The 26,803-nt window shown below is 60.0% G+C and carries 29 protein-coding genes; 14 read left to right on the top strand and 15 right to left on the bottom strand.

What is annotated here, in order from left to right; genetic code table 11:
- Window positions 1-2 precede the first annotated feature (2 nt).
- Window positions 3-1,049, bottom strand: coding sequence for an aminopeptidase (locus tag AC1Z24_RS00210; RefSeq protein ID WP_483744114.1), 1,047 nt, complete (start codon window positions 1,047-1,049; stop codon window positions 3-5).
- A gap of 95 nt (window positions 1,050-1,144) precedes the next feature.
- Here AC1Z24_RS00210 and AC1Z24_RS00205 point away from each other — a divergent pair, with 95 nt between their 5' ends.
- Window positions 1,145-1,561 carry a PA0061/PA0062 family lipoprotein gene (locus AC1Z24_RS00205; protein ID WP_483744113.1) on the top strand — a complete coding sequence of 139 codons (417 nt, stop codon included), beginning with the start codon at window positions 1,145-1,147 and terminating at the stop codon, window positions 1,559-1,561.
- Here the strand turns inward: AC1Z24_RS00205 and AC1Z24_RS00200 are convergent, their stop codons facing one another.
- Both AC1Z24_RS00200 and AC1Z24_RS00195 read right to left on the bottom strand, forming a co-directional pair.
- The gene (locus tag AC1Z24_RS00200) at window positions 1,562-1,795 is read right to left on the bottom strand and encodes a DUF1161 domain-containing protein (RefSeq protein ID WP_259101082.1); all 234 of its coding nucleotides are present in this window, start codon (window positions 1,793-1,795) and stop codon (window positions 1,562-1,564) included. It abuts the gene before it with no gap.
- Window positions 1,796-1,873: 78 nt separating this feature from the next.
- On the bottom strand, window positions 1,874-2,305 hold the full coding sequence (locus AC1Z24_RS00195) for an OsmC family protein (protein WP_483744112.1): 432 nt from the start codon (window positions 2,303-2,305) through the stop codon (window positions 1,874-1,876).
- A 232-nt stretch (window positions 2,306-2,537) separates the two neighbouring features.
- On the opposite strand from AC1Z24_RS00195, the gene AC1Z24_RS00190 reads away from it, so the two are divergent.
- Complete coding sequence (locus AC1Z24_RS00190; RefSeq protein ID WP_483744111.1) at window positions 2,538-3,539, top strand: LLM class flavin-dependent oxidoreductase; 1,002 nt, start codon at window positions 2,538-2,540, stop codon at window positions 3,537-3,539.
- A gap of 157 nt (window positions 3,540-3,696) precedes the next feature.
- Here the strand turns inward: AC1Z24_RS00190 and AC1Z24_RS00185 are convergent, their stop codons facing one another.
- A complete protein-coding gene (locus AC1Z24_RS00185) occupies window positions 3,697-3,921 on the bottom strand; it encodes a DUF1161 domain-containing protein (RefSeq protein WP_483744110.1) in 225 nt (74 codons plus the stop codon).
- Window positions 3,922-4,045: 124 nt separating this feature from the next.
- A complete protein-coding gene (locus AC1Z24_RS00180; protein WP_413298172.1) occupies window positions 4,046-4,261 on the bottom strand; it encodes a dodecin in 216 nt (71 codons plus the stop codon).
- A gap of 167 nt (window positions 4,262-4,428) precedes the next feature.
- Here AC1Z24_RS00180 and AC1Z24_RS00175 point away from each other — a divergent pair, with 167 nt between their 5' ends.
- Together AC1Z24_RS00175 and AC1Z24_RS00170 are read left to right on the top strand one after the other, a co-directional pair.
- Window positions 4,429-4,755 (top strand): ElaB/YgaM/YqjD family protein, encoded by a 327-nt coding sequence (locus tag AC1Z24_RS00175; RefSeq protein WP_259101077.1) that lies wholly within the window; start codon window positions 4,429-4,431, stop codon window positions 4,753-4,755.
- 133 nt (window positions 4,756-4,888) lie between these two features.
- Window positions 4,889-6,441 (top strand): IS3 family transposase gene (locus tag AC1Z24_RS00170; RefSeq protein WP_483742864.1). Its coding sequence is split into 2 segments (ribosomal slippage): window positions 4,889-5,351 and window positions 5,351-6,441, totalling 1,554 coding nucleotides; the frame shifts between segments, so codons are not numbered across the junction.
- Between the two features lie 88 nt (window positions 6,442-6,529).
- Here the strand turns inward: AC1Z24_RS00170 and AC1Z24_RS00165 are convergent.
- Entirely contained in the window at window positions 6,530-7,417 is an 888-nt protein-coding gene (locus tag AC1Z24_RS00165; RefSeq protein WP_483744109.1) for a LysR family transcriptional regulator, read from the bottom strand.
- 122 nt (window positions 7,418-7,539) lie between these two features.
- Between AC1Z24_RS00165 and trpB the strand changes: the two genes are divergently transcribed.
- The 3 genes from trpB (at window position 7,540) to AC1Z24_RS00150 (ending at window position 10,155) form a co-directional block, all read left to right on the top strand.
- The gene (gene trpB / locus AC1Z24_RS00160; protein ID WP_259101074.1) at window positions 7,540-8,769 is read left to right on the top strand and encodes a tryptophan synthase subunit beta; all 1,230 of its coding nucleotides are present in this window, start codon (window positions 7,540-7,542) and stop codon (window positions 8,767-8,769) included.
- Window positions 8,766-9,578 carry a tryptophan synthase subunit alpha gene (gene trpA, locus AC1Z24_RS00155; RefSeq protein WP_483744108.1) on the top strand — a complete coding sequence of 271 codons (813 nt, stop codon included), beginning with the start codon at window positions 8,766-8,768 and terminating at the stop codon, window positions 9,576-9,578. The genes trpB and trpA overlap by 4 nt, the downstream gene beginning before the upstream one ends.
- A 127-nt stretch (window positions 9,579-9,705) precedes the next feature.
- Window positions 9,706-10,155, top strand: a complete 450-nt coding sequence (locus AC1Z24_RS00150) for an RcnB family protein (RefSeq protein ID WP_259101071.1) — start codon at window positions 9,706-9,708, stop codon at window positions 10,153-10,155.
- Between the two features lie 143 nt (window positions 10,156-10,298).
- Here AC1Z24_RS00150 and AC1Z24_RS00145 read toward each other — a convergent pair whose 3' ends face one another.
- Together AC1Z24_RS00145 and AC1Z24_RS00140 are read right to left on the bottom strand one after the other, a co-directional pair.
- A complete protein-coding gene (locus tag AC1Z24_RS00145) occupies window positions 10,299-10,631 on the bottom strand; it encodes a DOPA 4,5-dioxygenase family protein (RefSeq protein WP_483744107.1) in 333 nt (110 codons plus the stop codon).
- 75 nt (window positions 10,632-10,706) lie between these two features.
- Window positions 10,707-11,657: a choline sulfate utilization transcriptional regulator gene (locus tag AC1Z24_RS00140; RefSeq protein ID WP_483744106.1), complete on the bottom strand. Its 951-nt coding sequence runs from the start codon at window positions 11,655-11,657 to the stop codon at window positions 10,707-10,709.
- Between the two features lie 114 nt (window positions 11,658-11,771).
- On the opposite strand from AC1Z24_RS00140, the gene betC reads away from it, so the two are divergent.
- Both betC and choX read left to right on the top strand, forming a co-directional pair.
- Window positions 11,772-13,277, top strand: coding sequence for a choline-sulfatase (betC, locus tag AC1Z24_RS00135; protein ID WP_483744105.1), 1,506 nt, complete (start codon window positions 11,772-11,774; stop codon window positions 13,275-13,277).
- Between the two features lie 38 nt (window positions 13,278-13,315).
- A complete protein-coding gene (choX, locus tag AC1Z24_RS00130; RefSeq protein WP_483744104.1) occupies window positions 13,316-14,242 on the top strand; it encodes a choline ABC transporter substrate-binding protein in 927 nt (308 codons plus the stop codon).
- A 577-nt stretch (window positions 14,243-14,819) separates the two neighbouring features.
- Here the strand turns inward: choX and aroE are convergent.
- On the bottom strand, window positions 14,820-15,641 hold the full coding sequence (gene aroE / locus AC1Z24_RS00125; RefSeq protein WP_483744103.1) for a shikimate dehydrogenase: 822 nt from the start codon (window positions 15,639-15,641) through the stop codon (window positions 14,820-14,822).
- 21 nt (window positions 15,642-15,662) lie between these two features.
- A complete protein-coding gene (hemF, locus tag AC1Z24_RS00120; protein WP_483744102.1) occupies window positions 15,663-16,577 on the bottom strand; it encodes an oxygen-dependent coproporphyrinogen oxidase in 915 nt (304 codons plus the stop codon).
- Between the two features lie 176 nt (window positions 16,578-16,753).
- Here hemF and AC1Z24_RS00115 point away from each other — a divergent pair, with 176 nt between their 5' ends.
- A complete protein-coding gene (locus tag AC1Z24_RS00115) occupies window positions 16,754-17,731 on the top strand; it encodes an NADPH:quinone reductase (protein WP_483744101.1) in 978 nt (325 codons plus the stop codon).
- A gap of 8 nt (window positions 17,732-17,739) precedes the next feature.
- Here the strand turns inward: AC1Z24_RS00115 and tsaC are convergent, their stop codons facing one another.
- The 3 genes from tsaC to AC1Z24_RS00100 all read right to left on the bottom strand — a co-directional run bounded on the left by tsaC (window position 17,740) and on the right by AC1Z24_RS00100 (window position 20,587).
- Window positions 17,740-18,297 carry an L-threonylcarbamoyladenylate synthase type 1 TsaC gene (gene tsaC, locus AC1Z24_RS00110; RefSeq protein ID WP_259101056.1) on the bottom strand — a complete coding sequence of 186 codons (558 nt, stop codon included), beginning with the start codon at window positions 18,295-18,297 and terminating at the stop codon, window positions 17,740-17,742.
- A gap of 38 nt (window positions 18,298-18,335) precedes the next feature.
- A complete protein-coding gene (dprA, locus tag AC1Z24_RS00105; protein ID WP_483744100.1) occupies window positions 18,336-19,439 on the bottom strand; it encodes a DNA-processing protein DprA in 1,104 nt (367 codons plus the stop codon).
- 122 nt (window positions 19,440-19,561) lie between these two features.
- Complete coding sequence (locus tag AC1Z24_RS00100) at window positions 19,562-20,587, bottom strand: LysM peptidoglycan-binding domain-containing protein (protein ID WP_483744099.1); 1,026 nt, start codon at window positions 20,585-20,587, stop codon at window positions 19,562-19,564.
- A 146-nt stretch (window positions 20,588-20,733) separates the two neighbouring features.
- Between AC1Z24_RS00100 and def the strand changes: the two genes are divergently transcribed.
- From def to trkA, 4 genes are all read left to right on the top strand, one after another.
- Entirely contained in the window at window positions 20,734-21,240 is a 507-nt protein-coding gene (gene def / locus AC1Z24_RS00095; RefSeq protein WP_259101050.1) for a peptide deformylase, read from the top strand.
- Between the two features lie 139 nt (window positions 21,241-21,379).
- Window positions 21,380-22,327, top strand: a complete 948-nt coding sequence (fmt, locus tag AC1Z24_RS00090) for a methionyl-tRNA formyltransferase (protein WP_483744098.1) — start codon at window positions 21,380-21,382, stop codon at window positions 22,325-22,327.
- Window positions 22,324-23,643 carry a 16S rRNA (cytosine(967)-C(5))-methyltransferase RsmB gene (rsmB, locus tag AC1Z24_RS00085; RefSeq protein ID WP_483744097.1) on the top strand — a complete coding sequence of 440 codons (1,320 nt, stop codon included), beginning with the start codon at window positions 22,324-22,326 and terminating at the stop codon, window positions 23,641-23,643. The genes fmt and rsmB overlap by 4 nt, the downstream gene beginning before the upstream one ends.
- A gap of 135 nt (window positions 23,644-23,778) precedes the next feature.
- Entirely contained in the window at window positions 23,779-25,152 is a 1,374-nt protein-coding gene (gene trkA, locus AC1Z24_RS00080; RefSeq protein WP_259101045.1) for a Trk system potassium transporter TrkA, read from the top strand.
- Between the two features lie 142 nt (window positions 25,153-25,294).
- On the opposite strand, the gene AC1Z24_RS00075 is transcribed toward trkA, so the two are convergent.
- Both AC1Z24_RS00075 and AC1Z24_RS00070 read right to left on the bottom strand, forming a co-directional pair.
- Entirely contained in the window at window positions 25,295-26,182 is an 888-nt protein-coding gene (locus tag AC1Z24_RS00075) for a lysophospholipid acyltransferase (RefSeq protein ID WP_259101043.1), read from the bottom strand.
- A gap of 38 nt (window positions 26,183-26,220) precedes the next feature.
- Complete coding sequence (locus AC1Z24_RS00070; RefSeq protein ID WP_483744096.1) at window positions 26,221-26,772, bottom strand: DNA-3-methyladenine glycosylase I; 552 nt, start codon at window positions 26,770-26,772, stop codon at window positions 26,221-26,223.
- Window positions 26,773-26,803 lie beyond the last annotated feature (31 nt).

Raw genomic sequence — 26,803 nt, 5'->3', positions numbered from 1 at the left:
AATCAGGGCATCAGCTTTTGCAGCGCCGCCTTGCGCTCTTCAATGGGTAAATGCCCCAGTTTTTCGACCGCGCTGAAAAACGCCGGCCAATCGCCGTTCACCTGCTTGAACACCGCCGCAAATGCCGGTACCCATTGGTCATAGAGCCCGAACGGCAGCAGCTTGGCGTTGTTCAGCGGCGCGTTGATCCAGGCATCGTAACGCTTGTCGCCGCCCCACTGGCTATCGCTCATCTGCCGGTAATCACGGCGCAGCCGCTCGAATTCGGCGGCCTTGCGCGTGCGCATTTCGGCGGCTGGCAAGGGCAGGGCGTACAGGGCTTTCAGACGTTCGCGGGTATCCAGCACCAACTGAATGAACTGCTCGCGCTGCCGGGCCTGGCTCTGGCTTTCCGGCGGCAGGCCTTGGGCGGTGCGCCATTGGCGGGTGCCTTCCTGCTCGACGAAGTTGGCGTAGGATTCGTTGAACTCGGTGTCGTCCTTCACATAAAACCGCTGATGCGCCAGCTCATGGAAGATCAGCGTGGACAGGCGTTCATCGCCCCAGCCAGACATGGAACTGAGGATCGGATCATCGAACCAGCCCAGGGTCGAGTAGGCTTCGACCCCGCTGACATAGACATCCTTGCCCGCCTGGCGCTGCAACGCCGCATCGCCCCGAGCGCCGCCCTGGCTGTAATAGCCGCGATAAGCCACGCAACCGGCAATCGGGAAGCAATGGGTGACAGGGGACAGGGAAAATTCATCGGTGGCGAAGACATTCCAGACCACAAAGGGCCGGTGGATATCGGCATACAGTCGATAGCTGCGGTTGTCCGGCAGGTGCAGCGTGCGACTGGCAAAATCCCGCGCAGCCTGGGCGTGACGCAGGCGCTCGCGCAGTTTCGGGTCACGGCCAGGGTCAGCAATCACGTCGGTCACCGGCTCGCGAGCGTGCAACAGGCTGAGTTGGCCATCGACCAATTGGCTGTAGTAAGAAAGGCTCGAACAACCGCTGAGCAATACCGCCGCCAGCATCAGTACGGGGCGTAATACATTGAGTCTCGGCATATGCAGCCCAGAGGTGAAAAACGTCGTCCGTTATGCCGCACGCCTCGGCTCAAATGCAACTATCATCGGCAGTTCGTTCAGCCTGGGGACCCATGATGCGCTATCCACTCGTAATCCTTGCCTGCGCCGCCACTTTGGCTGGCTGTGCCGGGCCGCTGCCTGCGGTCGATCCGCAACAGGCCTGGGTCGATATGCATACCTTTACCGGCAAACTGGTGATGGCCGATAAGCTCGATGGCAAGACCACCTACGATGGGCGTTATTTCCAGATGCCGCCCGGCAGCCATTTGCTGAAGGTGCGCTATGACTACGAGTATCAGGCCGGTGGCCTGGGTATCTCCATGGACCTATACAGCGAGCTGACCTGCTATATCGACGTGCGCTACGACCATTTTGCCGCAGGCGAGCACTACAAGCTTGAGGTGCGCCATATCGCCAATGACATCACCGCGCGGCTGTACGACGCCGAGCGCCGGGAAGTGGCCCGGGAAGGTGATATTCACTGCATCTGATCAGCGATCGTTCTTCTGGTAGATGATCTTCTTCGTGCCGTTTTCACAGCTGCCTACGACCATATTCTGATCGTGCACATCGTCATTGCTGACAATCTCCAGGGTGTAGGCATTGACGTTCGCCGCCTGAATCTTCGCTTCGATCTCAGTCTTGAGCTCTTCGCACGGCTTGGGTGCCGCCAGGGCCGCGGTACACAACGCAGAACAGGCAATGGCCAACAAAATACGTTTCATGCTCGACTCCTTGGCTAAGCATAAAAAAATGACCTGCCCAGACGGGCCGGGCAGGTCATCGGTGCAACGCGGCTGCAATCAGCTCAGCAGCGTGGCGTCCAGGGTGATTTCTGCGTTCAGCACTTTCGATACCGGGCAACCGGCCTTGGCCATGCCGGTCAGCTTCTCGAACTGCTCCTGAGTCGCGCCCGGCACCTTGGCCTTGAGGATCAAGTGCACCTTAGTGATGGAAAAGCCGCCATCGACCTGATCCAGGGTCACTTCGGCCTGCGTATCGATGCTATCAGCGACGAGATTTTCGCCACCCAGAATCATCGACAGCGCCATGGAGAAGCAGCCGGCATGGGCCGCGCCGATCAGCTCTTCCGGATTGGTGCCCTTGCCGCCTTCGAAGCGGGCCTTGAAGCCGTAAGGCGCTTCACGCAGCACGCCGGTTTCAGTGGAGATGCTGCCGATACCGGACTTCAGGTCACCTGCCCAGTGGGCGGACGCTTTCTTGACAATGCTCATGGTGTCTCCTGACTTAGGTGTGAGGTTTCGTTCGGGTATGAAGGTTCTGAGGATAGACGGCTTTGAAAAGTTCAACGATTGGTAAATCCTACTAAATTCGTAGGATATTTTTCACGTAGCCATTGAAATCCTACCGCTCGCCCATACACACTAAAGCTAATTCTGTGCGTAAAGACTGGCCAATGTACCAGACCGGCCTGCGCACCACTCTAACGAGGATATGTTGCGGCCTATGAAACGTTTAGCCGATGTGAAGATTTCCACCCTCGACCTGGTGCCCGTGCGCCAGGACAAAGGCACTGCCCAGTCCCTGCACAACTCTCTGGATCTGGCTCGCCACGTTGAAAAACTGGGCTTCGAGCGCTTCTGGGTCGCCGAACACCACAATATGGACGGCATCGCCAGCTCGGCGACTGCGGTCTTGCTGGGTTATCTGGCAGGCGGCACCTCGACCATTCGCGTTGGCGCCGGCGGAATCATGCTGCCCAACCATGCGCCACTGGTCATCGCCGAACAGTTCGGCACCCTGGCCAGCCTCTATCCTGGCCGCATCGACCTGGGCCTGGGCCGAGCGCCCGGCTCCGACCAGATGACCGCCCGCGCGCTGCGCCGTGAGCGTTCGGGCAGCGCCGATGATTTTCCGGACGATGTCACCGAGCTGATGGAGTACTTGGGCCCGCGCAAACCTGAGCAAAAAGTAATCGCCGTACCGGGCACAGGGACCGAAGTGCCGATCTGGCTGCTCGGCTCGAGCCTGTTCAGCGCGCAGCTGGCGGGCATGCGCGGCTTGCCCTACGCCTTCGCCTCGCACTTCGCACCGCGCTACATGCATGAGGCGATTCGCGTCTATCGCAACCACTTCCAGCCATCGGCCGTGCTCGACAAACCGTACGTCATGCTCGGCGTGCCTTTGGTGGCAGCCGATACCGACGAGCAGGCCGAATACCTGGCGACCTCGGTGTACCAACGCATCCTCGCCCTGATGCGCGGGCAAAGCCTGATGCAGCGCGCGCCGGTCAAAACCATGGACGGCCTGTGGCTGCCCCATGAGCGCGAAGCAGTGGCGAGTTTCCTGGGACTGGCGATGGTCGGCGGCCCGGAAAAAATCCGCGCCAAGCTCGATGTATTGCTGGAGCAGACCGACGCTGACGAGCTGATCTTTACCTGCGACATGTACGAGCATGCCGATCGGTTGCGTTCGTATGAGATTCTGGCTCAGGTCGCCAAGGGCTGAGCCAGACCCGTAGGAGCGGCTTTAGCCGCGAGAGCCGCGAGATCGCCCTCCCGGCTGAAGCCGGTCCTACGGATTTATCACGGCTCAATCGACCGAAACTCCAAAATAAAAAAACCGACGCCTGAGAGGGTCGGTTTTTTTAAAACAGGCCAGCCAATCAACCGCGCTTGTAGACGATCTCTTTGGTGCCTGCGTCGCACGAGCCAACAACCTTCTTGTCGCCCGCAGCACCTTTGTCGACCACTTCCAGCGAATAGGATTTGACGCCTTTCGCCTGCAGTTTCGCGTCCAGATCAGCCTTCAACTCATCGCAAGGCTTGCCTGCCGCCATGGCGCCACCGGCAAGACTCAACAGACCCACTGCCAACAGTAACTTCTTCATCGGTCAAACTCCCTGATCAGGCTGAAACAGGCGATTTCGCAAAGGGGAAATCGCCCGCAAACATTAGCCATGTCGACGTATTTGTCAAAGGTTGTGGCAATCAGCCAGTGTAAAAGTTCAGCTTTTAGCTATTGGCGATGCGAAAACCGACTTTCAGGGTCACTTGGTAGTGCTGGACCTTGCCATTTTCGATATGCCCACGTGTTTCCGTCACTTCAAACCACTCCAGATGCTTGAGGCTTTTGCTCGCCTCGGCCAGAGCATTGTTGATGGCGTCTTCGATGGTGGTGGTAGACGAGCCAACCAGTTCGATTTTTTTGTAGGTGTGGTGATCAGTCATGGCAGTTCTCCTAAAGGGTAAGTAGGAGCGTAGCAGCGCTGACGCTCCTTACCTCTGTGGGCAAATTCCAGGGAGAAGTTCAGATATTTGATCTAAAGCTGCGTTGCACTTTCGCGAAGTGGTGTAGTCGGAAACAACACACCCTCTCACCCTGAAGGAGAAACACCATGGCTCTTAACTCACTTCGTAAAGCCTCGTTGCAAAGCATGGAAGCGGAAATCGAAAGCCTGCTCAAGTCCCTGGAAAGCCTGAAAAACGACGCTTCGGAAGAGTCCCATAAGACCCTGAAAAGCCTGAAGGCCAACGCCGAGCGCGCCCTGAGCCATTCGCGCGGCCTGCTCAGCGATGTCTATGAAGACGTCAAAGTGAAAACCCGCGAAACCGGCGTTGCTACCCGTGACTACGCTCAGGAACACCCTTGGACTACGGCCGGTGTAGCTGTTGGTGCCGTAGGCCTGCTGGCCGCTTACCTGCTGTGCAAGCGCGCTAACTGATCATTATGTGCGAGATCACCTTTTGCGAATGAATTCGCTCCCACGAGATCACTTCACACCCGCCCCCGGTGTCAGGATAGTTGTCGCCTCTGCGAATTCTTAAACGCATTCCGGGGGCGGCAAGAGTATGGTCATGTCTTTCTACTCACCCGAACGAAAAGCATCACTGCTGAGAATGATGCTCCCGCCCCTGAGTCTCTCTGTAAAAGAGGTCTCACGGCGTGAGGGGTGCAGCGATGTTTCTCTCTATCAATGGCGCAAACAAGCTGCGGCGCAAGGAACTCAATTGTCCGAAACCAAGCAACCGTCGGAGAATTGGTCAGCCGAATCCAAACTGACGGTGATCATCGAAACATCGCCCCTGTCTGAGCTGGAGCTGGGCGAGTACTGCCGTCGCAAGGGAATTTTTCCCGAGCAAATTGCGGCCTGGCGTAACGCGTTTATCACCAACAGCTCTAATCAGCCGACCGCTAAAAGAGCAGAGGTCGGACAAGCGCGCGAGGATAAAAATCGTATCCGTGTTCTGGAGCGTGAGTTGCGACGTAAAGACGCGGCGCTGGCTGAAACAGCAGCCTTGTTGGTACTGCGAAAAAAGCTCAATGCCTACTGGGGGAACGACGACGAGGACAGCTGACCTTGTTGCCAGAACGGTATTTACTCGTGAGTTGGCTCAATGAAGCCATTACCGCGGGCGCCCGAAGGGCGCCTGCTTGTCAGGAAGTCGGCATTTCCCTGAGAACTTTGCAGCGCTGGAGCTTGCCGCTGGAAGTCCTTGCCGATGGGCGCACCACGACGCTCAGGCCAACACCCCGTAATGCACTCAGCGAGCTGGAGCGCCAAGGTATCGTGACGCTGTGCAGCAGCAAGGCTTATGCGCATCTGCCACCGAGCCAGATCGTGCCGCAGCTGGCTGATGAGGGACGCTATCTGGCCTCGGAAGCTACTTTTTACCGGGTGTTGCACACAGCAGGTCAGCAACAGCATCGCTCGCGCGCCAAACGTCCACAGCACCGTGCAACCCCCACGACGTATGCAGCAACATCGGCCAATCAGGTGTGGTCATGGGACATCACCTACTTACCCTCGCCGGTTCGCGGGCAGTTTTACTACCTCTACCTGATTGAGGATATTTACAGCCGCAAAGCCGTGGGCTGGGAGGTCTACGAAGCAGAAAGCGGGGAAAAGGCAGCAGCGTTACTGCAACGAAGCGTGACCCAGGAGCAGTGCTGGCGCCAACCGTTGGTGCTGCACTCGGATAATGGAGCGCCCATGAAGTCGGTGACGCTTCTGTCCAAAATGCACGATTTGGGAATAACACCTTCGCGGGGACGGCCACGCGTCAGCAACGACAACCCCTATTCGGAGTCGCTGTTCAGGACGTTGAAATATTGTCCGCAATGGCCCGTGAATGGGTTTGGAGGCCTGGACGAGGCGCGTACCTGGGTCAGAGACTTCATGACTTGGTACAACACAGTGCATCGCCATAGCCGAATCCGCTTCGTCACACCGACCCAGCGGCATGACGGCAAGGACAAGGAAATACTTGCCCGCCGTCATGATGTTTACCGACTCGCCCGAGAGAAAAAGCCTGAACGATGGTCCGCTGAAACACGCAATTGGAGTCCGATCGGAACGGTCTATCTAAATCCTGAAAGGGAGCTCAGCGTGATCGTGAAAGTGGCATAGCAACACCGCCGACGCGACAACTACCTTGAAAAACGCCGCCCGTGGGAGCGGATTCATCCGCGAATAGGTCGCTCGAACCACTTACAGGCTATCCCCCAAGCTCCGCCTTTAGCCACTGCGCCAATTGCCGTGCACGGCCATCTGCGGAGCGCTTGGGTACCCAAAGCGCCAGTTGCGCCGGGGTTTCACTGAAGCCCCAGGGCGCAACCAGGCGCCCGGCGCGCAGGTCGTCGGCCACCAGTGGCTCGGGGGCGATGGCGATGCCCAGTCCCGCCGTTGCGGCCTCAAGCAGGTAATACAGATGCTCGAACTTTTGGCCGTAGCTTAAGGCTTGGGGGTCGATGCCATTCTGTTGCGCCCAACTGGGCCAGGCCTGTGGTCGTGAGGTGGTTTGCAGCAGGTTCTCACCCAGCAATGCCTGGGCGGGGGCCTGTTGCAGGGCCTCAAAGCCGGAGAAGTGCGGGCTGAGCACCGGGCCGATGCGCTCGCTGACCAACTCGAACACCTGCATATCCACCGGCCACGGTGGCTCGGCGAATATCAGCAAGGCATCCAGACCCGGCCGACGTGGATCGAGGTCACCTTCGCCCGCCGACAAGTGCAGGCGCAAGTCCGGTAAATCCGCATTCAGACGCCCCAACCGGGGGATGAACCAGCGCGCCAGCAAACTGCCCGAGCAGCCCAACACAAAGGGCGCATCGGCGCTGTCATGCGTCAACTCGGCGCACACCGCGCGCAGCCGGTCAAAGGCTTCACCGCTGGCATCGCGCAGACGGATACCGGCATCTGTGAGTTTCAGGCCGCGCCCATCCTTGCTGAACAGGGCCAGGCCCAAATGTTCTTCAAGGACTTTCAATTGCCGGCTGACCGCACCATGGGTGACGTGCAGCTGCTCGGCTGCCTGACTGACGCTGTTCAGACGGGCGGTGGCTTCAAAGGCGCGCAGGGCATTCAGGGGCGGAAGGTCGCGGCTCATGGTATCTGTGAGTTTTCCTGACAGGTTGCGCCGATCTTATCGATTTTCTTCGTCACATGCGCTGGTTAAAGTGGCTTCATTGCCAAATCGGCTAAACCCATTACTTCAAACGTGGAGGTCCCATGACCCAGACCAATTTCAGCAAAGGCGCCGACGCCAACGGCTTGTTTGGCTCGTTTGGCGGCCGCTATGTCGCCGAAACCCTGATGCCCCTCGTCCTCGACCTGAACCGCGAGTACGAAGCGGCCAAGGCTGATCCTGAATTCAACGAGAAACTGGCTTATTTCCAGCGTGACTACATCGGTCGCCCAAACCCGCTGTACTTCGCCGAACGCCTGACCGAGTTCTGCGGCGGCGCCAAGATCTACTTCAAGCGCGAAGAGCTGAACCACACCGGCGCGCACAAGATCAACAACTGCATCGGCCAGGTCCTGCTGGCCTTGCGCATGGGCAAGAAACGCCTGATCGCCGAAACCGGCGCCGGCATGCACGGCGTGGCCACTGCCACTGTCGCCGCCCGCTTCGGTTTGCCTTGCGTGATCTACATGGGCGCCACTGACATCGAGCGCCAACAGGCCAACGTGTTCCGCATGAAGTTGCTGGGCGCTGAAATCGTGCCTGTGACTTCGGGCACCGGCACCCTGAAAGACGCGATGAACGAAGCCCTGCGCGACTGGGTCACCAACGTCGACGACACCTTCTACCTGATCGGCACCGTCGCCGGTCCACACCCTTACCCGTCCATGGTTCGCGACTTCCAGGCCATCATCGGCAAGGAAACCAAGGCGCAGATGCAAGAGAAGGAAGGCCGCCTGCCGGACAGCCTGATTGCCTGCGTCGGCGGTGGTTCCAACGCCATGGGCCTGTTCCACCCGTTCCTGGACGATGCCAGCGTTGAAATCATTGGCGTTGAAGCCGGTGGCCATGGCGTTGATACCGACAAGCACGCAGCCAGCCTGAACGGCGGCGTTCCCGGCGTATTGCACGGTAATCGCACCTACTTGCTGCAAGATGCCGACGGCCAGATCACCGACGCCCACTCGATTTCCGCAGGCCTTGACTACCCTGGCATCGGCCCGGAACACGCCTACCTGCACGAAGTGAAGCGCGTCGAATACGTCAGCATCACCGACGAAGAAGCCTTGGAAGCGTTCCACGACTGCTGCCGCCTGGAAGGCATCATCCCGGCCTTGGAAACCGCTCACGCCCTGGCCGAAGCCATGAAACGCGCCACCAACCTGCGCGACGATCACCTGATGGTGGTCTGCCTCTCCGGCCGCGGTGACAAAGACATGCAAACCGTCATGAACCACATGGCCGCCGCTGAAAAAACTCAGGAGAAGCTGGTATGAGCCGCCTCGAACAACGTTTTGCCGAACTGAAAACCGAAGGCCGTTCGGCGCTGGTGACCTTTGTCACCGCTGGCGACCCTGGCTATGACGCCTCCCTGAAAATCCTCAAGGGCCTGCCCGCTGCCGGCGCCGACGTGATCGAGCTGGGCATGCCTTTCACCGATCCGATGGCCGATGGCGTGTCGATCCAGCTGGCGACCCTGCGCGCCCTGGATGCCGGCCAGACCCTGCCGAAAACCCTGCAGATGGTTCGCGAGTTCCGCGTCGACAACCAGACCACACCTATCGTGTTGATGGGTTACTACAACCCGATCCATCGTTTTGGCGTTGAAGCCTTCGTTGCGCAAGCCAAGGCAGCTGGCGTCGATGGCTTGATCATCGTTGACCTTCCGCCCGAGCACGACGGCGAGCTGGCGACCCCGGCCCAGGCTGCTGGCATCGACTTTATCCGCCTGACCACGCCAACCACCGATGACGTACGTCTGCCGACGGTGCTGGAACGCAGCTCCGGCTTCGTCTATTACGTCTCGGTCGCCGGTGTGACCGGTGCCGGCTCCGCAACTACCGAACACGTCACCGAAGCCATTGCTCGCCTGCGCCGCCATACTTCGCTGCCGATCAGCGTCGGTTTCGGCATCCGCACACCGGAGCAGGCTGCTGCCATTGCCCGCCTGGCAGACGGCGTCGTAGTGGGTTCGGCACTGGTGGACAAGATCGCCAACGCCGCCTCCCCGGACAAGGCCATCGATGATGTCCTAAGCCTGTGTGCCGCGCTGGCCGAAGGCGTACGCAAGGCCCGTATCAGCTGAAGGTAAATGTTTTGATACAAAGGAATCATTAGGCCATTACTGGTACTAATCAGGTACGACATAAAAAGGCTCAAGACCTCTGTCCTGGGCCTTTTTTGTCGCTCTGAATTATCCAGGAGTAACACCCATGAAATTGCCGAACCGTTTGCTCGCCGGGCTGGGCGTCTTGATGATCAGCATCAGCCCGCTGACTCATGCGGATGATCACGATCAGGGTCGTGGCCGTGACGATAATCATGGTCAGCAGCATGGTCCGGGTCCGCAAGGCAATGGTCATGGCAACGACCACGGCAATAACCGCGGCGGCAATCGTCCGCCTGACAATTTCGACGATGTTCGTCACACCTTTCAAGAACATCGCGACGTAATCGGCCGCGGTCAGCCGTTGCCGCCGAATATCCACATCGTCAAAGGCCACCCTCTGCCACGGGGCTATGGCAAGCGTCTGGACCAACGTTCGCTGCAGTATCTGCCGCGCTATGACGGCTACGAATGGCGTCGTACCGGCACCGACGTAGTGCTGGTCGCCATTGGCACCGGAATCGTCTACGAGATTCTGCAGGGTGTATTGAACTGATCCGCAACTAACTTTGGATTACGTCTCACTGTGGGACCGGCTTCAGCCGGGAAGGGGCAGGTGCTGACAATGCGTATCTATTGTCCTTGCCAAAGCCTTCCCGGCTAAAGCCGGTCCCACCGTAACGGTGCAGATCCAGCTTTTCAAACCCTGAACATTCCCACATCCAGCGGTCGTACCTCGCCCATCCACATCGCATGTTCGGTGTGGTCGGCAAGGTCATCGCCGGTCAGGGGATGGATCAGTATCACCAGGCCTTTGCGATTGAGCGCCAACCACAGCATGACATCGGCGAAGCGCTCATGACTGAAGGCAAGCTGGCAGCTCCAGTCCACATGGGGCCCGACCAGCCGTTCATGGATGCGACCCATCTTCAGGCCGAACTGCTCCGTCGCCTGCTCGCACAAGGTGCGCGCCTGGTCGAGGCTCTCGGCGTCGAAATAGACGTGGGCGTGGTAGCCCTGAACTTCCGGCATTACTGAAACCCTCCAAAACAGCAAAAAGATGAGTGTGCCTGCCTGCGCAACTTATCCACAGGCTCAGATCAAGATTCACACGGCAATCGATGGCAAAGGCCGCCCACCCAGCAGATCGCCACTACGTGACTGTTCACTGGCCAGCCAGTCGACGAACTGCTGGACGATCTGTACCCGACGCTTGCGCTGCGGCAGGACCACGTAATAGCCGTAGGCGGAAATCGCTGTAGCCTCCACCGGGCGGCACAGCAGGCCCTGATCGAGCAGGTTGTCCACCAGATGGCGCCAACCGATAGCCACGCCTTCTCCGGCAATCGCCGCCTGAATCAGCAGCGTGTAGTTATCGAAGCGCAATTGCCCCGGCGCCGGTGCCTGGGGGATTTTCAGGGCACGGAAGACACCGGCCCAGTCAAACCAGTTGCTGCTGCCTTCGCCACGCAGGTGCAGCAGCGGAAACTCGCGCAGCACCTCAGTGGGCAGCGGCGGCTCGCGACCGGCCAGCAACTGCGGGCTGCACACCGGAAACACTTCTTCACTGAACAGCCAGCGGCTCTCGCCCTGTTTGAAACGACCATCGCCGAACAGCACGGCCACATCGATATCGGCGCGCAGCATGCTGTGGCTGCGCTCACTGGTTACCAGGCTGACGTCGACGTCCGGGTTGGCCTTATGGAAGCGATGCAGGCGCGGCATCAGCCAATAGGCGGCGAAAGCGAAGTCCGTGGCCACCTGCAACACCTCATGCTGATGGTGACCGGTGACGGCGATCAGGCCGCTGTCCATGGACTGCAAACCAGCCTGAACGTGGCTGAATAGCACTTCCCCGGCTTCGGTCAGCTCAATGCCCCGGTAGATCCGGTCGAACAGGCGCGTAGCCAGTTGTTCCTCAAGGCGCTTGATCTGCTGACTGACCGCAGGCTGAGTGGTGCCCAGTTCAATCGCGGCAGCGGTAAAACTGCGCAGACGCGCCGCTGCCTCGAAGGCACGCAGCAGGTCCAGAGACATTGCCCCAAGGCTTTCAAACATAAGCTGTACTTATCCTAGCTATTGTTTTGCATGGGCTTTACCGCTAATCCCATGGCTTCCATAGTGAATAACAGCACTGTCGCATAAATATTCACTATGGAATGCCGCGAAGACATGAAGCGCAAGAACATTCTTTTCATCATGGCCGATCAAATGGCCGCGCCGATGTTACCGTTTTACGCCCCATCTCCAATCAAGATGCCGAACTTGAGCCGCCTCGCCGCCGAAGGCGTGGTGTTTGACTCCGCGTACTGCAACAGCCCGCTGTGCGCCCCCTCGCGTTTCACTCTGGTCAGCGGCCAGTTGCCCAGCAAGATCGGCGCCTATGACAACGCTGCCGATTTCCCCGGTGACATCCCGACTTACGCCCACTACCTGCGTGGCATGGGCTACAAAACTGCGCTGTCGGGCAAGATGCACTTCTGCGGGCCGGATCAGTTGCACGGCTACGAAGAGCGCCTGACCAGTGATATCTATCCCGCCGACTATGGTTGGGCGGTGAACTGGGACGAGCCGGATGTGCGCCCAAGCTGGTATCACAATATGTCGTCGGTGCTGCAGGCAGGCCCGTGCGTACGCACCAACCAGCTCGACTTCGATGAAGAAGTGGTCTTCAAGGCCCAGCAGTATCTGTTCGATCACATCCGCGAGGATGGCGATGCGCCGTTCTGCCTGACCGTTTCGATGACTCATCCGCACGACCCGTACACCATCCCCAAGCCGTTCTGGGACCTGTACGACGATGCCGATATCCCGATGCCACCGGCCCACGCCGATCAGGACGCCCTGGACCCGCATTCCCAGCGCCTGCTCAAGGTCTATGACCTGTGGGACAAGCCGATGCCGGTCGCCAAGATCCGTGACGCCCGCCGGGCCTACTTCGGTGCGTGCAGCTATATCGACGATAACGTCGGCAAGTTGCTCAAGACCCTGGAAGACACCGGCTTGGCCGATGACACCATCATCGTGTTCTCCGGCGATCATGGGGACATGCTCGGCGAAAAAGGCCTCTGGTACAAAATGCACTGGTTTGAAATGGCCGCTCGGGTACCGATGCTGGTTTACGCTCCGGGTCAGTTCAAGGCAAGCCGGGTGAGCGCTTCGGTGTCCACCGCTGATCTGTTGCCGACCTTCGTCGACATGGCCGGTGGCGAGCTGGACGTCGGTCTGCCGCTCGATGGCCGCTCCCTGATGCCGCACCTCAAGGGCGAGGGCGGGCACGATGAAGTGTTTGGCGAATACATGGCTGAAGGCACGGTCAGCCCGCTGATGATGATTCGCCGTGGCGCTTATAAATTCATGTATTCGGAGCAGGACCCGTGCCTGCTGTTCGATGTGCAGAACGATCCAAAGGAACTGGAAGACCTCAGCCAATCGGCTGAACACCAGGCGTTGTTCTTTGATTTCATGGCGCAAGCACGGGCCAAGTGGGACATTCCGGCGATACACCACCAGGTGCTCGCCAGCCAGCGTCGTCGGCGCTTCGTCGCCAAGTCGCTGGCAATCGGCAAGCTGAAGAGTTGGGATCACCAGCCGCTGGTAGACGCCAGTCAGCAATATATGCGCAACCATATCGATCTCGACGATCTGGAGCGTAAGGCGCGTTATCCGAAACCTTGAACCCTGCCAAGACCAAAAAAACCAAAGGGGCACCAACCATGAAGAAGCTATCCACAGCACTTGCGGCCGGCGTGATTGCGCTGACCAGTTTTGCGGCACAAGCCGATGGGGAATCTTGCAGCACCGTGAAAATGGCCGATCCGGGCTGGAGCGATATCGCGGCAACCAACGCGATCACCTCGTTCCTGCTCGACGGCATGGGCTACAAGGCCAAGATCGACACCTTGGCGGTGCCGATTGCCTACGGTGGACTAAAGGATGGGCAGATGGATGTCTTCCTGGGTAACTGGATGCCAGCGCAACAGGGTTTCTATGACAAGTTCATCGCTACCGGCGATGTAACCCAGTACGCCAAAAACCTCGACGGCACCGAATTCACCCTGGCGGTGCCGGACTACGTATGGGACGCGGGCGTGCATGACTTCGCCGACCTGAACAAGTTTGCCGACAAGTTCGACAGCAAGGTCTTCGGCATCGGTGCCGGTGCCCCGGCCAACCAGCACATTGCCGATATCATCAAGAAAAATGAATTCGACATGGGTAAATGGAAGCTGATCGAGTCCAGCGAGCAGGCGATGCTGGCCGAAGTCGGCCGGGCCGTGAAGAAGCAGAAGTTCGTGGTCTTCCTCGGCTGGACCCCACACCCGATGAACGTGCAGATCAAAGGTATGCATTATCTGAAAGGTGGCGAGAAGTACTTCGGTGACACCGGTACTGTTTCGACGCTGACCCGCAAAGGCTACGCTGCTGCCTGCCCGAATGTGGGCAAGCTGCTGACCAATCTGACCTTCACCCAGGACATGGAGAACTCCATCATGGCCGACGTGAGCAACAACAAGGTCAGCAACGCCGACGCAGTGAAAACCTGGATCAAGGCCAACCCGGCACAGCTGGACAAGTGGCTTGATGGCGTGAAAACCCTGGACGACAAAGATGCATTGCCGGCGGTGAAGGCGAAGTTGTAATCCCGATATACGGAAACGCAAAACATGTGGGAGCGAGGCTTGCCCGCGAAGAAGCCGGTACATCCGCCGCATTCTCTACGGCTGAAATACCGTATTCGCGGGCAAGCCTCGCTCCCACAATGATCATTCCTATTCAAATTGGCGCTGCACAAACACAAATCTCGTGGGAGCGTGGCTTGCCCGCGAAGAGGCCGGTACATCCGCCGCATTCTCTACGGCTGAAATACCGTATTCGCGGGCAAGCCTCGCTCCCACAATGATCATTCCTATTCAAATTGGCGCTGCACAAACACAAATCTCGTGGGAGCGTGGCTTGCCCGCGAAGAGGCCGGTACATCCGCCGCATTCTCTACGGCTGAAATACCGTATTCGCGGGCAAGCCTCGCTCCCACAATGATCATTCCTATTCAAATTGGCGCTGCACAAACACAAATCTCGTGGGAGCGTGGCTTGCCCGCGAAGAGGCCGGTACATCCGCCGCATTCTCTACGGCTGAAATACCGTATTCGCGGGCAAGCCTCGCTCCCACAGATCATTCCAATTCAGATAATTGCGTTGGGTTTGACAGGACAGCGCATCACGCAGCCAACTGCCGCCGCAATTCGGCCAGTACCGGCGCAGAATCCGGGCGCACGCCGCGCCATAGCAGGAAGGCTTCCGCCGCCTGTTCGACCAGCATCCCCAAGCCGTCCATTGCCTGCGCTGCGCCATGTTCCGTGGCCCAGCGGCAGAAAGCGGTCGGTTCCTTGCCATACATCATGTCGTAGCAAAAGGTTTTGCCAGGCTCGATCAGGCTCGGTGAGATCGGCGGCAATTCCCCGGCCAGGCTGGCTGACGTGGCATTGATGATCACGTCGACCGACTCTTCCAGCCAATCGAAACCACTGGCAAATACAGGTCCCAGCTCGGCGAATTCCTGCGCCAGTTGCTCGGCTTTTTCCACGGTGCGGTTGGCGATTACCAACACCGCCGGGCGCTCAGCCAGCAACGGCTCCAGAGCGCCACGCACGGCACCGCCCGCGCCGAGCAGCAGGATGCGCTGGCCGGTCAGGCTGATACCGGCATTGACGGTCAGATCACGTACCAGGCCCGCGCCATCAGTGTTGTCACCCAGCAAGGTGCCATCGGCCAGCTTGCTCAGGGTATTCACCGCGCCTGCACGGCGCCCGCGCTCGGTCAGGCTGTCGGCCAGGCGATAGGCCTGTTCCTTGAACGGCACCGTGACGTTGGCACCACGCCCCTGGGCGAAGAAGTCCCGGGCGAAGGCGGTAAAGCCGTCCAGCGGCGCCAGCGCCGTGCGGTAATCGAGTTGTTGGCCGGTTTGTGCGGCAAACAATCCATGGATCAGCGGCGATTTGCTATGACCGATGGGATTACCGAAGACGACGTAGTGATCCATTGTGCATTCCTGAAAGTGTTTTTAAGCCTGGCCGAGCCAGTCGCGATCCTGCAGGAAATACTCGGTCAGGCGCGCTTCGGCGCTGCCAGGCTCGGGTTTCCAGTCGTAGCCCCAGCGTACCTGGGGTGGCAGCGACATCAGGATCGACTCGGTGCGCCCGCCCGATTGCAGGCCGAACAGAGTGCCACGGTCGTAGACCAGGTTGAACTCGACATAGCGGCCACGGCGGAACTCCTGGAATTCACGCTGCTGTGCCGTGTACGCATCGGCCTTGCGGCGCTGAATGATCGGCAGGTAAGCCTCGATGTAGGCATCGCCAATGGCACGAATGAAAGCGAAGCTGGTATCGAAGTCCCACTCGTTCAGGTCATCGAAGAACAGGCCGCCGATACCGCGCGGCTCGTTGCGGTGCTTGATGTGAAAATAAGTGTCGCACCAGGCTTTATAGCGCGGGTAGACGTCGGCACCGAACGGCGCGCAGGCGGCTTCGGCGACGCGGTGCCAGTGCACGCAGTCTTCTTCGACGCCGTAGTAAGGGGTCAGATCGAAACCGCCGCCGAACCACCAGACCGGCTCTTCGCCCTCTTTTTCGGCGATGAAAAAGCGCACGTTGGCGTGGGAAGTCGGCACATGGGGATTGTGCGGATGAATCACCAGGGACACACCCAGGGCCTCAAAACCGCGCCCGGTCAGTTCAGGCCGATGAGCACTGGCCGACGGCGGCAAGCCAGTGCCGAAGACATGGGAAAAGTTGACGCCGCCTTTCTCGATCACGTCGCCGTCACCGATCACACGCGTACGACCACCGCCGCCTGCCGGACGCGTCCAGGCATCCTCGACGAAGCTCGCCTTGCCGTCTTCCTGTTGCAGGGCGGCGCAGATGCGATCTTGCAGATCGAGCAGGTAAGTTTTTACGGCCTCGGTGCGGGCGGACATATCGATCCCTTCAAACGGCTGAAAAGGCTGAGCTGCCCGCCCCACATGGGGTTGAGCAAATTTGCCGCGTAGCATACCACCGGCCCGTGTGCAGCCGCAGTTGACGAAGATCAAGTGAAGGAGTGGGATAGGCGGTCTTCGCATCTGTAATTTGATGCCACCTATGGAGAGTGCACATGGCAAAGCGTATCCAGTTCAGCACGATTGGCGGTCCTGAAGTCCTGCAATATGTCGACTTCGAGCCTGCCGAGCCCGGCCCGCAACAGGTACGAGTGCGTAACAAGGCGATTGGCGTCAACTTTATCGACACTTACTTCCGCAGCGGCCTGTACCCAGCGCCAGCGATGCCATCCGGGCTGGGCACCGAAGGTGCTGGCGTGGTCGAAGCAGTCGGCAGCGAAGTAACCCGCTTCAAGATCGGCGACCGTGTGGCCTACGGCAGCGGCCCACTGGGCGGCTATAGCGAAGTGCACACTCTGCCGGAGGCCAACCTGGTGCTGCTGCCGGACGCCATCAGCTTTGAACTGGCCGCCGCCGTCATGCTCAAGGGTCTGACCGTGCAATACCTGTTCCGCCAGACCTATGAGCTCAAGGCCGATGAAATCGTGCTGTTCCACGCCGCAGCTGGCGGCGTCGGCTCCCTGGCCTGCCAATGGGCCCGGGCGATCGGCGCCAAGCTGATCGGTACGGTCAGTTCGGCAGAGAAGGCCGCCCACGCCAAGTCCCTCGGCGCCTGGGAAACCATCGATTACAGCCATGAAAACGTCGTCCAGCGCGTGCTGGAGCTGACCAACGGCAAGAAGTGCCCGGTGGTTTACGACGGCGTCGGCAAGGACACCTGGGAAACCTCCCTCGACTGCCTGGAGCCGCGAGGCTTGATGGTCAGCTTCGGCAATGCCTCGGGCGCGGTCAGCGGGGTCAACCTGGGGATTCTGGCGCAGAAGGGCTCGCTGTATGTCACCCGGCCGACCTTGGGCACCTACGCCAACAACGCCGAAAGCCTGCAAGGCATGGCCGACGAGCTGTTCAAGATGCTGGCAACCGGCAAGATCGAAGTCGGCGAGGTACAGCAGTACGACCTCAAGGACGCCGCCACGGCGCAAACCGAGCTGTCCGCCCGGCGCACCACGGGGTCGACCATCCTGATTCCGTGATGACTTGATCAGGCCGGGCGGATTACCTGCCCGGTCGCCAGGTCACGAATCACACTGGGGTTACGGCGCCCACCCAGGGCGCCTCCCAGCACGCCATCGATCTGCCCGCGGAAATACTGCTCGACGCGCAAGCGACTGCGCGCTGCCGGGCGGCCTGCCGGGTTGGCCGAGGTCGAGATCAGTGGTCCGACCAGGGCACACAGGTCGCGCACCGTCGGGTGATCGCTGACGCGCAGAGCCACGGTGTCGTGAATACCGGTGATCCACTCCGGCAACAGGTTCTGATGGGGCACCAGCCAGGTATTCGGGCCGGGCCAGGTGCTGGCCATGCGGTCGAGCCACAACTCCGGGAAATCTTCGAACAGAAAATCGAACTGGTGAATATTGTCGGCAATCAGGATCAGGCCTTTTTCCACCGGCCGCGACTTGATCGCCAACAGGCGATACACCGCCTCTTCGTCCCAAGGATCGCACCCCAGCCCCCACACCGCCTCGGTTGGATAGGCAATCACCGCTCCGGCTCGAATATCCCGCGCGGCTTGTTGCACACGCCAACTGCTGACCATTGCTTTCTCTCCGATTCAGGGCTGGGCGAAGTTTAACCTCAGCCAGCCCGGGCGAACCACCGTCCGGCCTCACAGATCACCCGTCCCTCGAGCTCAAGCTCGGTCAGGGCCGCCAGCACTTTGGGCAACGGCCAACCGGCAGAATTCGCCAACGCCTCACTGGTGTGGGGCGCCGCGTGTAGCAGGGTCAACAAGGGGTGGAGCGGTGCGGCTGGCTCGGGCGTCGGTGCGCAGGGTACTTGCCAGCCACGCAGGGCTTCGAGGATGTGTTCAACAGTCTCCACCAATACGGCGCCATCACGAATCAATTGATGGCAGCCACGGGCGCCCGGATGGTGAATCGAGCCGGGAATGGCGTACACCTCGCGGCCCTGTTCGGCGGCCAGGCGAGCGGTGATCAGCGAACCGCTGGCAACACTGGCTTCCACCACCAGTACGCCGAGGGAAAGCCCACTGATGATTCTGTTGCGGCGCGGGAAGTTCTGCGGCTGGGGACCTGCATCCAGCGGGAACTCGGAAACGACCGCGCTACCCGCTTCGCGCATGCGCTGCGCCAACTGACGGTGGCGCTGTGGATAAAGTTTTTCGATGCCCGTGCCAAGCACCCCGATCGTGGCCCCGCCGACGTCCAGCGCACCCTGATGCGCAGCGCCATCTATACCCAGGGCCAAGCCACTGGTAATGACAAAACCGGCACCCGCCAGGCTGCGGGCGAAGGCTGTAGCGGTATCGATACCGGGACGGGAGGCGCGGCGGCTGCCGACCATTCCCAACTGCGGTCGGTCGAGGATCGAAGGGTCGCCTGCCACAAATAACAGCGGGGGTGGGTCGGAAATTTCCGCAAGCAATGCAGGATAGTTCTGATCGTCCCACATCAGTAAATGCTGGCCCGGACGCTCTAGCCAAGCCATCGCGGCACTGGCTGCGTCGCGAATCAGCGGGTCGCGCCGGGCTTCGGCACAGGCACTCGGCAGCCCCAGCGCGCGCCATGCGCTGGCCGGTGCACTGAGGGCTGAAGAGGCGCAACCGAAGGCGTCGATGAGCTTGCGAAAGCGTTTCGGGCCGACCTCCGGCAAGCGATGCAAGCGCAGGCGCGCTTCCAGTTCGGCAGGCGAAGGGACGGCTTTTTCGAACAGTGGCATAAGATCATCCTTGATCTGTAGTGCTCCTCAGGCGTGCAGCCAACCTGTGGATAACTCTGTTGACAACAATTTGATAAGTGACGGATTAATGAAGGAAAACGTATCAAACCTGAACCAACAGGTCAGGGATTGCGAACCTTGTCCATGACCGCCAGCGAACGACTGGCGCGCAACACCAGACCGTAACTGAGTTTGTCGTAAGTGCGGAAAACCATCAGCAGGCCCGAGCGCTCGTCAGGAATCTTGACTTGTTCACCGGTGATGCGATCACGGACAGTCTCGCCGGTCTTGAAGATCGCCAGCACGTTGCCCTCAGCCAGGCCGTCGCGCTTGCCCTTGTCGAGGGTAACCACGTCGTATTCGCCGATCTGCGTCACGCCACGCGGCACGTCGATGATCAGGCCCTCGATGGGGGTTTGCGGCGAGCTGGGCATGAAGGTGGAGTTGATCGCCCGCTCTTCGCTGGCGAACAATCGGTCACCCAGGCGCACTTCTTGAGTGGAGCGTTGCAGTTGCAGGGTGGAGACATCGCCTTCAGTGGCGACGACTTCACCACCGCCGATGTCGTCAGCGTTGATGCCCAGCACTTCCTGGGTCTTCGGATCGGTATAGGTCTTGCCCTGACGGAACAGGCCGTAGACCGAATGCGCCGGATCCAGCTTGCCGCGCACGTAGATGCGGTCGCCCTGGCCGCTGAGTACGCGCTCGGCGTTACCGGCGACGATATAGGGAGCCTTGTCGAACTGATCGGGGGTATTCACGATACGGTTGCTCAGCAGGAACGCATTGATTGCGCCCAGCGGGATGCTCGGAATCGCATCGACCATCGGCGTGCTGCGGATGCGCGGCGAGAGCTTGACCGTGCCATGGGACTCGCCACGGTTGAGCGTCACTTGCGGCTGACCATTGACGTAAGAGAGCGTCAGCGAGTCGCCGGGGTAGATCAAATCAGGGTCGTGAATTTGCGGATTGGCGTGCCAGATTTCCTTCCATTTCCACGGCTCGCTCAGAAACTTGCCGGAAATGTCCCAAAGTGTGTCACCCGAAACGACTGTGTAAGTCTGTGGATGGCCTTCCCTGAGTTGCACTTGCGCCTGCACAAGACCGCTGGCGGTCAGCAACAGCAGGGCGAGTAGTGTTTTCCTCATGCGGTGAATCCCTTTATCATGTTGCTTCGCGTGAACATTGAGTCCCGTCAGGCTCGGTATCTAGAATCTACAGGGGTTGCCCCGCTTCAGACGTCCAAGCCTAGCAGCCGATTTTGACTTTACCCTACAGTGCAGCTCTTACATATATGGCTATTTTAAACATCCTCGAATTCCCCGATTCGCGCCTTCGCACCATCGCCAAGCCAGTGGCGGCGGTCGACGACGGCATTCGCCAGTTGGTCGATGACATGTTTGAAACCATGTATGAGGCCCCTGGCATCGGTCTGGCCGCGACCCAGGTCAACGTGCACAAGCGCGTTGTGGTCATGGACCTGAGCGAAGATCGCAGTGAACCCCGGGTGTTCATCAACCCCGAGTTCGAATTTCTCACCGACGAGATGCAGCAGTATCAGGAAGGCTGCCTCTCGGTGCCAGGATTCTATGAGAATGTCGACCGCCCTCAAAGGATCAAGATCAAGGCACTGGACCGCGATGGCCAACCTTACGAGCTGATTGCCGAAGGTTTGCTCGCCGTCTGCATCCAGCACGAGTGCGATCACCTCAACGGCAAGCTGTTCGTGGACTACCTGTCCAACCTCAAGCGCGACCGGATCAAGAAGAAGCTGGAAAAGCTGCACAAGCAGAACGCCTGATTCCCGGCATGCCTCTGTGGGAGCGAGGCTTGCCCGCGAAGAGACCCGGACATTCAACGCATCTTTTGATGCCTGAAAAATCGCCTTCGCGGGCAAGCCTCGCTCCCACGGCTCCAATTTCCTTTCCTACGAGAAGCCCATGACTGAGCCACTGCGCATCGTCTTCGCCGGCACCCCCGAATTCGCCGCCGAACACCTCAAGGCCTTGCTCGACAGCCCTTACAAAATCGTTGCGGTCTATACCCAGCCGGATCGTCCGGCCGGTCGCGGGCAGAAACTCATGCCCAGCCCGGTCAAACAGCTGGCAGTAGAGAAGGGTATCGCGGTGTTGCAGCCGCCGACCCTGCGCGATGCAGCGGCCCAGGTTGAGCTGGCGGCACTCAAGCCGGACCTGATGGTGGTGGTTGCCTACGGCCTGATCCTGCCCCAGGTAGTGTTGGATATTCCGCGTCTGGGCTGCATCAACAGTCACGCCTCGCTGCTGCCGCGCTGGCGCGGTGCGGCGCCGATCCAGCGCGCTGTGCAGGCCGGTGACGCAGAAAGCGGCGTGACCGTGATGCGTATGGAAGCCGGGCTCGACACCGGGCCAATGCTGCTCAAGGTCAGCACGCCGATCACCGCTGAAGACACCGGCGGCAGCCTGCACGACCGCCTCGCCGTGCTGGGCCCGCCTGCGGTATTGCAAGCCATTGCCGGACTCGCCGACGGCTCGCTGGTGGGTGAAGTGCAGGACGACAGCCTCGCCACCTACGCCCACAAGCTTAATAAAGATGAAGCGCGCATCGACTGGAGCCGTCCCGCCGATGAGCTGGAGCGTCTGATCCGCGCCTTCAACCCATGGCCGATCTGCCACACCACGCTCAATGGCGAAGCCCTGAAAGTGCTGGCGGCAAGCCTGGCTGAAGGGGGAGGAACACCGGGGACCATTCTGGAAGCCAGCAAAGACGGCCTGATCGTCGCTTGTGGTCAACAGGCCTTGCGCCTGACCCGCCTGCAATTGCCGGGGGGCAAGCCGCTAAACTTCACCGACCTGTTCAATAGCCGTCGTGAAAAATTCGCCACCGGCACAGTGTTGGGTGAGGCATGAACCCGCGTCTCGCTGCCGCCAAGGCACTGGCCGCCGTCCTCAGCGGCAAGGCTTCGCTCAATAGCTCCCTGCCCACACAATTGGACAAGGTCGAGCTGCGTGACCGTGGCCTGACCCAGGACCTGGCGTTCGGCACCGCACGTTGGCAGCCACGGCTGTCGGCCCTGGCCGCCAAACTGTTGCAAAAACCTTTCAAGGCCGCCGATGCTGACGTCGAAGCGCTGCTGCTGGTAGGCCTGTATCAGTTGCTCTACAGCCGCATTCCGGCCCATGCCGCCATCGGCGAAACCGTTGGCTGCGCCGACAAGCTGAAAAAGCCCTGGGCCAAGTCCCTGCTCAACGCCGTGCTGCGTCGCGCCCAGCGCGAGAGCGAAGCACTGCTGGCTGAACTGGAACACGACCCGGTGGTACGCACCGCCCATCCGCGCTGGCTGCAAAAGGCGCTGAAAGCTGCGTGGCCCGAGCAATGGGAGGCCATCTGCGCCGCCAACAATGCCCATCCGCCGATGATCCTGCGGGTCAATCGCCGGCATAAAACCCGTGACCAGTATCTGCAACTGTTGAGAGACAACGGCCTTGAGGCCAGCGCCTGTACCTTTAGCCAGGACGGCATCGTGCTCGCCGAAGCGGCAGACGTACGCGCCTTGCCCGGTTTTGCCGAAGGCTGGATCAGCGTGCAGGACGAAGCCGCGCAACTGGCGGCCGATCTGCTGGAACTGGCCCCTGGTCAACGGGTACTGGATGCCTGCTGCGCCCCTGGCGGCAAGACCTGTCACATCCTCGAGGTGCAGCCGCAACTGGCGGGCGTCGTGGCGGTGGATCTGGAAGCCAAGCGCCTGGTGCGGGTACGCGAGAACCTTGAACGCCTCGGTCTGAGCGCCGAACTGATTGCTGCCGATGGCCGCGAGACCGCGCAGTGGTGGGATGGCAAGCCGTTCCAACGCATTCTGCTCGACGCGCCATGCTCGGCGACCGGCGTAATCCGCCGTCACCCGGATATCAAGCTGACCCGTCAGGCCGATGACATTCCGGCCCTCGCCGCGCTGCAAGGCGAGCTGCTCGATGCCCTGTGGCCGACACTGCAGGTGGGCGGCATTCTGCTGTATGCCACCTGCTCGACGCTGCCGATGGAAAATACGCAAGTCATCGAGGCGTTTCTGGCCCGGACTTCCGGCGCTCGCGAGCTGGATATCGCCGGTCAACACGGCCAGCAACCGCCCGGCCTGAAACAGCCCCATGGTCGCCAACTGCTGGCGCAAGAGGGCGGGCATGATGGTTTCTACTATGCCAAGCTGATCAAAATAGCTGCTAGCTGAGGCCATATTTTCAATTTGAAATACGATCCTGTAGGAGCTGCCGAAGGCTGCGAAGGCGGTGTATGAGCCATTCGCAGCCTTCGGCAGCTCCTACCGGCGCAATCTCCTCAAAACCGATTCTCATGGAATGAACGGATGAAAATCATCATCCTCGGCGCAGGGCAGGTCGGCGGCACGCTGGCCGAGCACCTGGCCAGCGAAGCCAATGACATCACCGTGGTCGACACCGATGCCGACCGCCTGCGCGACCTGGGTGATCGTCTCGATATCCGTACGGTGCAGGGCCGCGGCTCTTTCCCGACGGTCCTGCGCCAGGCCGGGGCCGATGATGCCGACATGCTGGTGGCGGTGACCAATAGCGACGAGACCAATATGGTCGCCTGCCAGGTCGCCTACACCCTGTTCCACACCCCGACCAAGATCGCCCGCGTACGAGAAGCAGCCTACCTGACGCGCGCCGGCCTGTTCGACAACGACGCCATTCCGGTGGACGTGCTGATCAGTCCGGAACAAGTCGTCACCAATTACATCAAGCGCCTGATCGAATACCCCGGCGCGCTGCAGGTCATCGACTTCGGCGAGGGCAAGGCCCAACTGGTGGCGGTCAAGGCGTACTACGGCGGGCCGCTCGTAGGCCAGCAGTTGCGCCAGTTACGCGCACACATGCCCAATGTCGACACCCGTGTCGCCGCAATTTTCCGCCGTGACCGGCCGATCCTGCCCAAGGGCGATACGGTGATCGAAGCCGATGACGAGGTGTTTTTCATTGCCGCCAAGGGCGACATTCGTGCGGTCATGGGCGAAATGCGCGGTCAGGATGCAGGCTACAAGCGCATCGTCATCGCCGGTGGCGGGCATATCGGCGAACGTCTGGCCGAAGCCATCGAAAGCCGCTATCAAGTGAAGATTATCGAGATGAACCCGGCGCGCTGCCGTTATCTCTCGGACAATCTACACAGCACCGTGATTTTGCAGGGCAGCGCCTCGGACCGTGATCTGTTGCTGGAAGAGAATATCGCCAATACCGATCTGTTCCTGGCCCTGACCAACGACGACGAGGCCAATATCATGTCGTCGCTGCTGGCCAAGCGCATGGGCGCGCGCAAGGTCATGACCATCATCAACAACCCGGCCTATGTAGATCTGGTCCAGGGCGGCGAGATTGACATTGCCGTCAGCCCGCAGCTGGCGACCATCGGCACTTTGCTGACTCACGTACGCCGGGGCGATATCGTCAGCGTCCACTCACTGCGCCGGGGTGCGGCGGAAGCCATCGAGGCTGTGGCCCACGGCGACGCCCGCTCAAGCAAGGTGATTGGCAGGGCCATCCGGGATATTTCCCTGCCCCAGGGCACCACCATTGGCGCGATCATCCGCGAGGATGAGGTACTGATAGCCCATGACATCACCGTGATCGAGTCCGGTGACCATGTGATCCTGTTCCTTGTGGATAAGAAGTACATCCGCGATGTGGAGCGGCTGTTTCAGGTGGGGTTGAGTTTTTTCTGAAAGGTCTGAACGATAAAGCTCCTCTGTGGGACCGGCTTTAGCCGGGAAGGCGCCGCAACAGACACCACAGCGGTGAGACACCCAGCGCTTTCCCGGCTAAAGCCGGTCCCACATAAACGAGAGCGGGTTTTAACCCTCGGTATCAATACCAGCGCTCTTCACCCGCCGGGCGTTTCTTGAAGCGCTTCATGGTCCACATGTACTGGCTCGGATAGGCCCGCACATATTTCTCCACCACCTGGCTCATGGCCGCCGCTGAAGTTGCAGTGTCTTCGCTGTACATGGCTTCGGGCGCCGCTTCCAGCACGACTTTATAGCCGGAGCCGTCCGGCAGGCGCATGGCGTGCAGGAACACGCCAACCGCCTTGCCACCGGCAAGCATGTTGGGCACGAACTTGCTGGTCAGGGCCTGGGTGGCGCAGAAGGGTACAAAGATACCGGCCGACTCAGCCGGTTCCGGGTCGGCAGGGATGCCCACTGAACCGCCTTTGCGCACTTCCTTGATGACACTGAGAATGCCTTCCTTGGTCGACGCCGCCACGCGGTTACCCAACTGCACGCGCTGTTTGCGCAGCAGATCATCCACCGCCTTGAGCTTGGGCGGACGATAGAAAATGATCGGTTTGCACTGACTGCAATAGAAGTGGTTGAGCACTTCCCAGTTGCCCAGATGACTGGTGATACCGACCACGCCCTTGCCAGACGCCAAGGCGTCCTTGAGCACATCGAGGCCTTCGACTTCGCGTACCAGATCGATGGATTTCTGCGCTGGCCAGATCCAGGCGCAGGCACTTTCGGTCAGCGTCTTGCCGATATCCATCAGGCTGCGCCCGACCAGACGCTCGCGCTCGGCGGCGTCCAGTTCCGGAAAACACTTGCTGAGGTTGATCCGCACCACTTCCCGTGAGCGGTTGGGCAGCTTCCACATTAACCAGCCGATGCCTGTACCCACGGCCTGTACGGCGCGCCACGGCAACAGCGCAAACAATCGCAACGCCCCGACGATCAAGGCGCCTTTGAACTTATCCACAGCTCACTCCCCAGGTTTCAAGACGGCCATTGTAACCGTCAGCGAGTCAGCTCGGCGTATCGATCACAATCGACGGTGTGGTCCATGACCATGCCGGTGGCCTGCATAAAGGCATAACAAATGGTCGGGCCGACAAAGGTGAACCCGGCTTTCTTCAACGCCTTGCTCATGGCTTCGGCTTGCGGCGTCACCGCAGGCACTTCGCCGCGACCGCTGAAGTGATTGATCTTCGGCTGACCGCCGACGAAGGACCAGAGAAAGGTCACCGGATCCTCCAGCTTCAGCCAAGCCTGAGCGTTGCGCCGGGTGGCGTTGAGCTTGAGGCGGTTGCGAATGATGCCCGGGTCGAGCATCAGGGTCTCGATCTCTTCGTCAGTCAAACCCGCCAGGCGCTCGGCATCAAAATTGAACATGACCTCACGATAACGCGCGCGTTTTTTCAGAATCGTGATCCACGACAGGCCCGCCTGGAACCCTTCGAGCATGAGGAACTCGAACAACATCTGCGCGTCGCGCAGCGGTACGCCCCACTCCTGATCGTGATAGTCCATGTAAATTGGATCTTCGTTGCACCAAAAGCAGCGTGCCATAGGGCTCCCAAGGGTAGAGGCGCGGCCGAAT

The sequence above is a fragment of the Pseudomonas sp. JL23 genome, assembly GCF_056933585.1.
The sequence above is the reverse complement of the archived record's forward strand: the minus strand, read 5'-3'. Positions and strand labels throughout refer to the sequence as shown.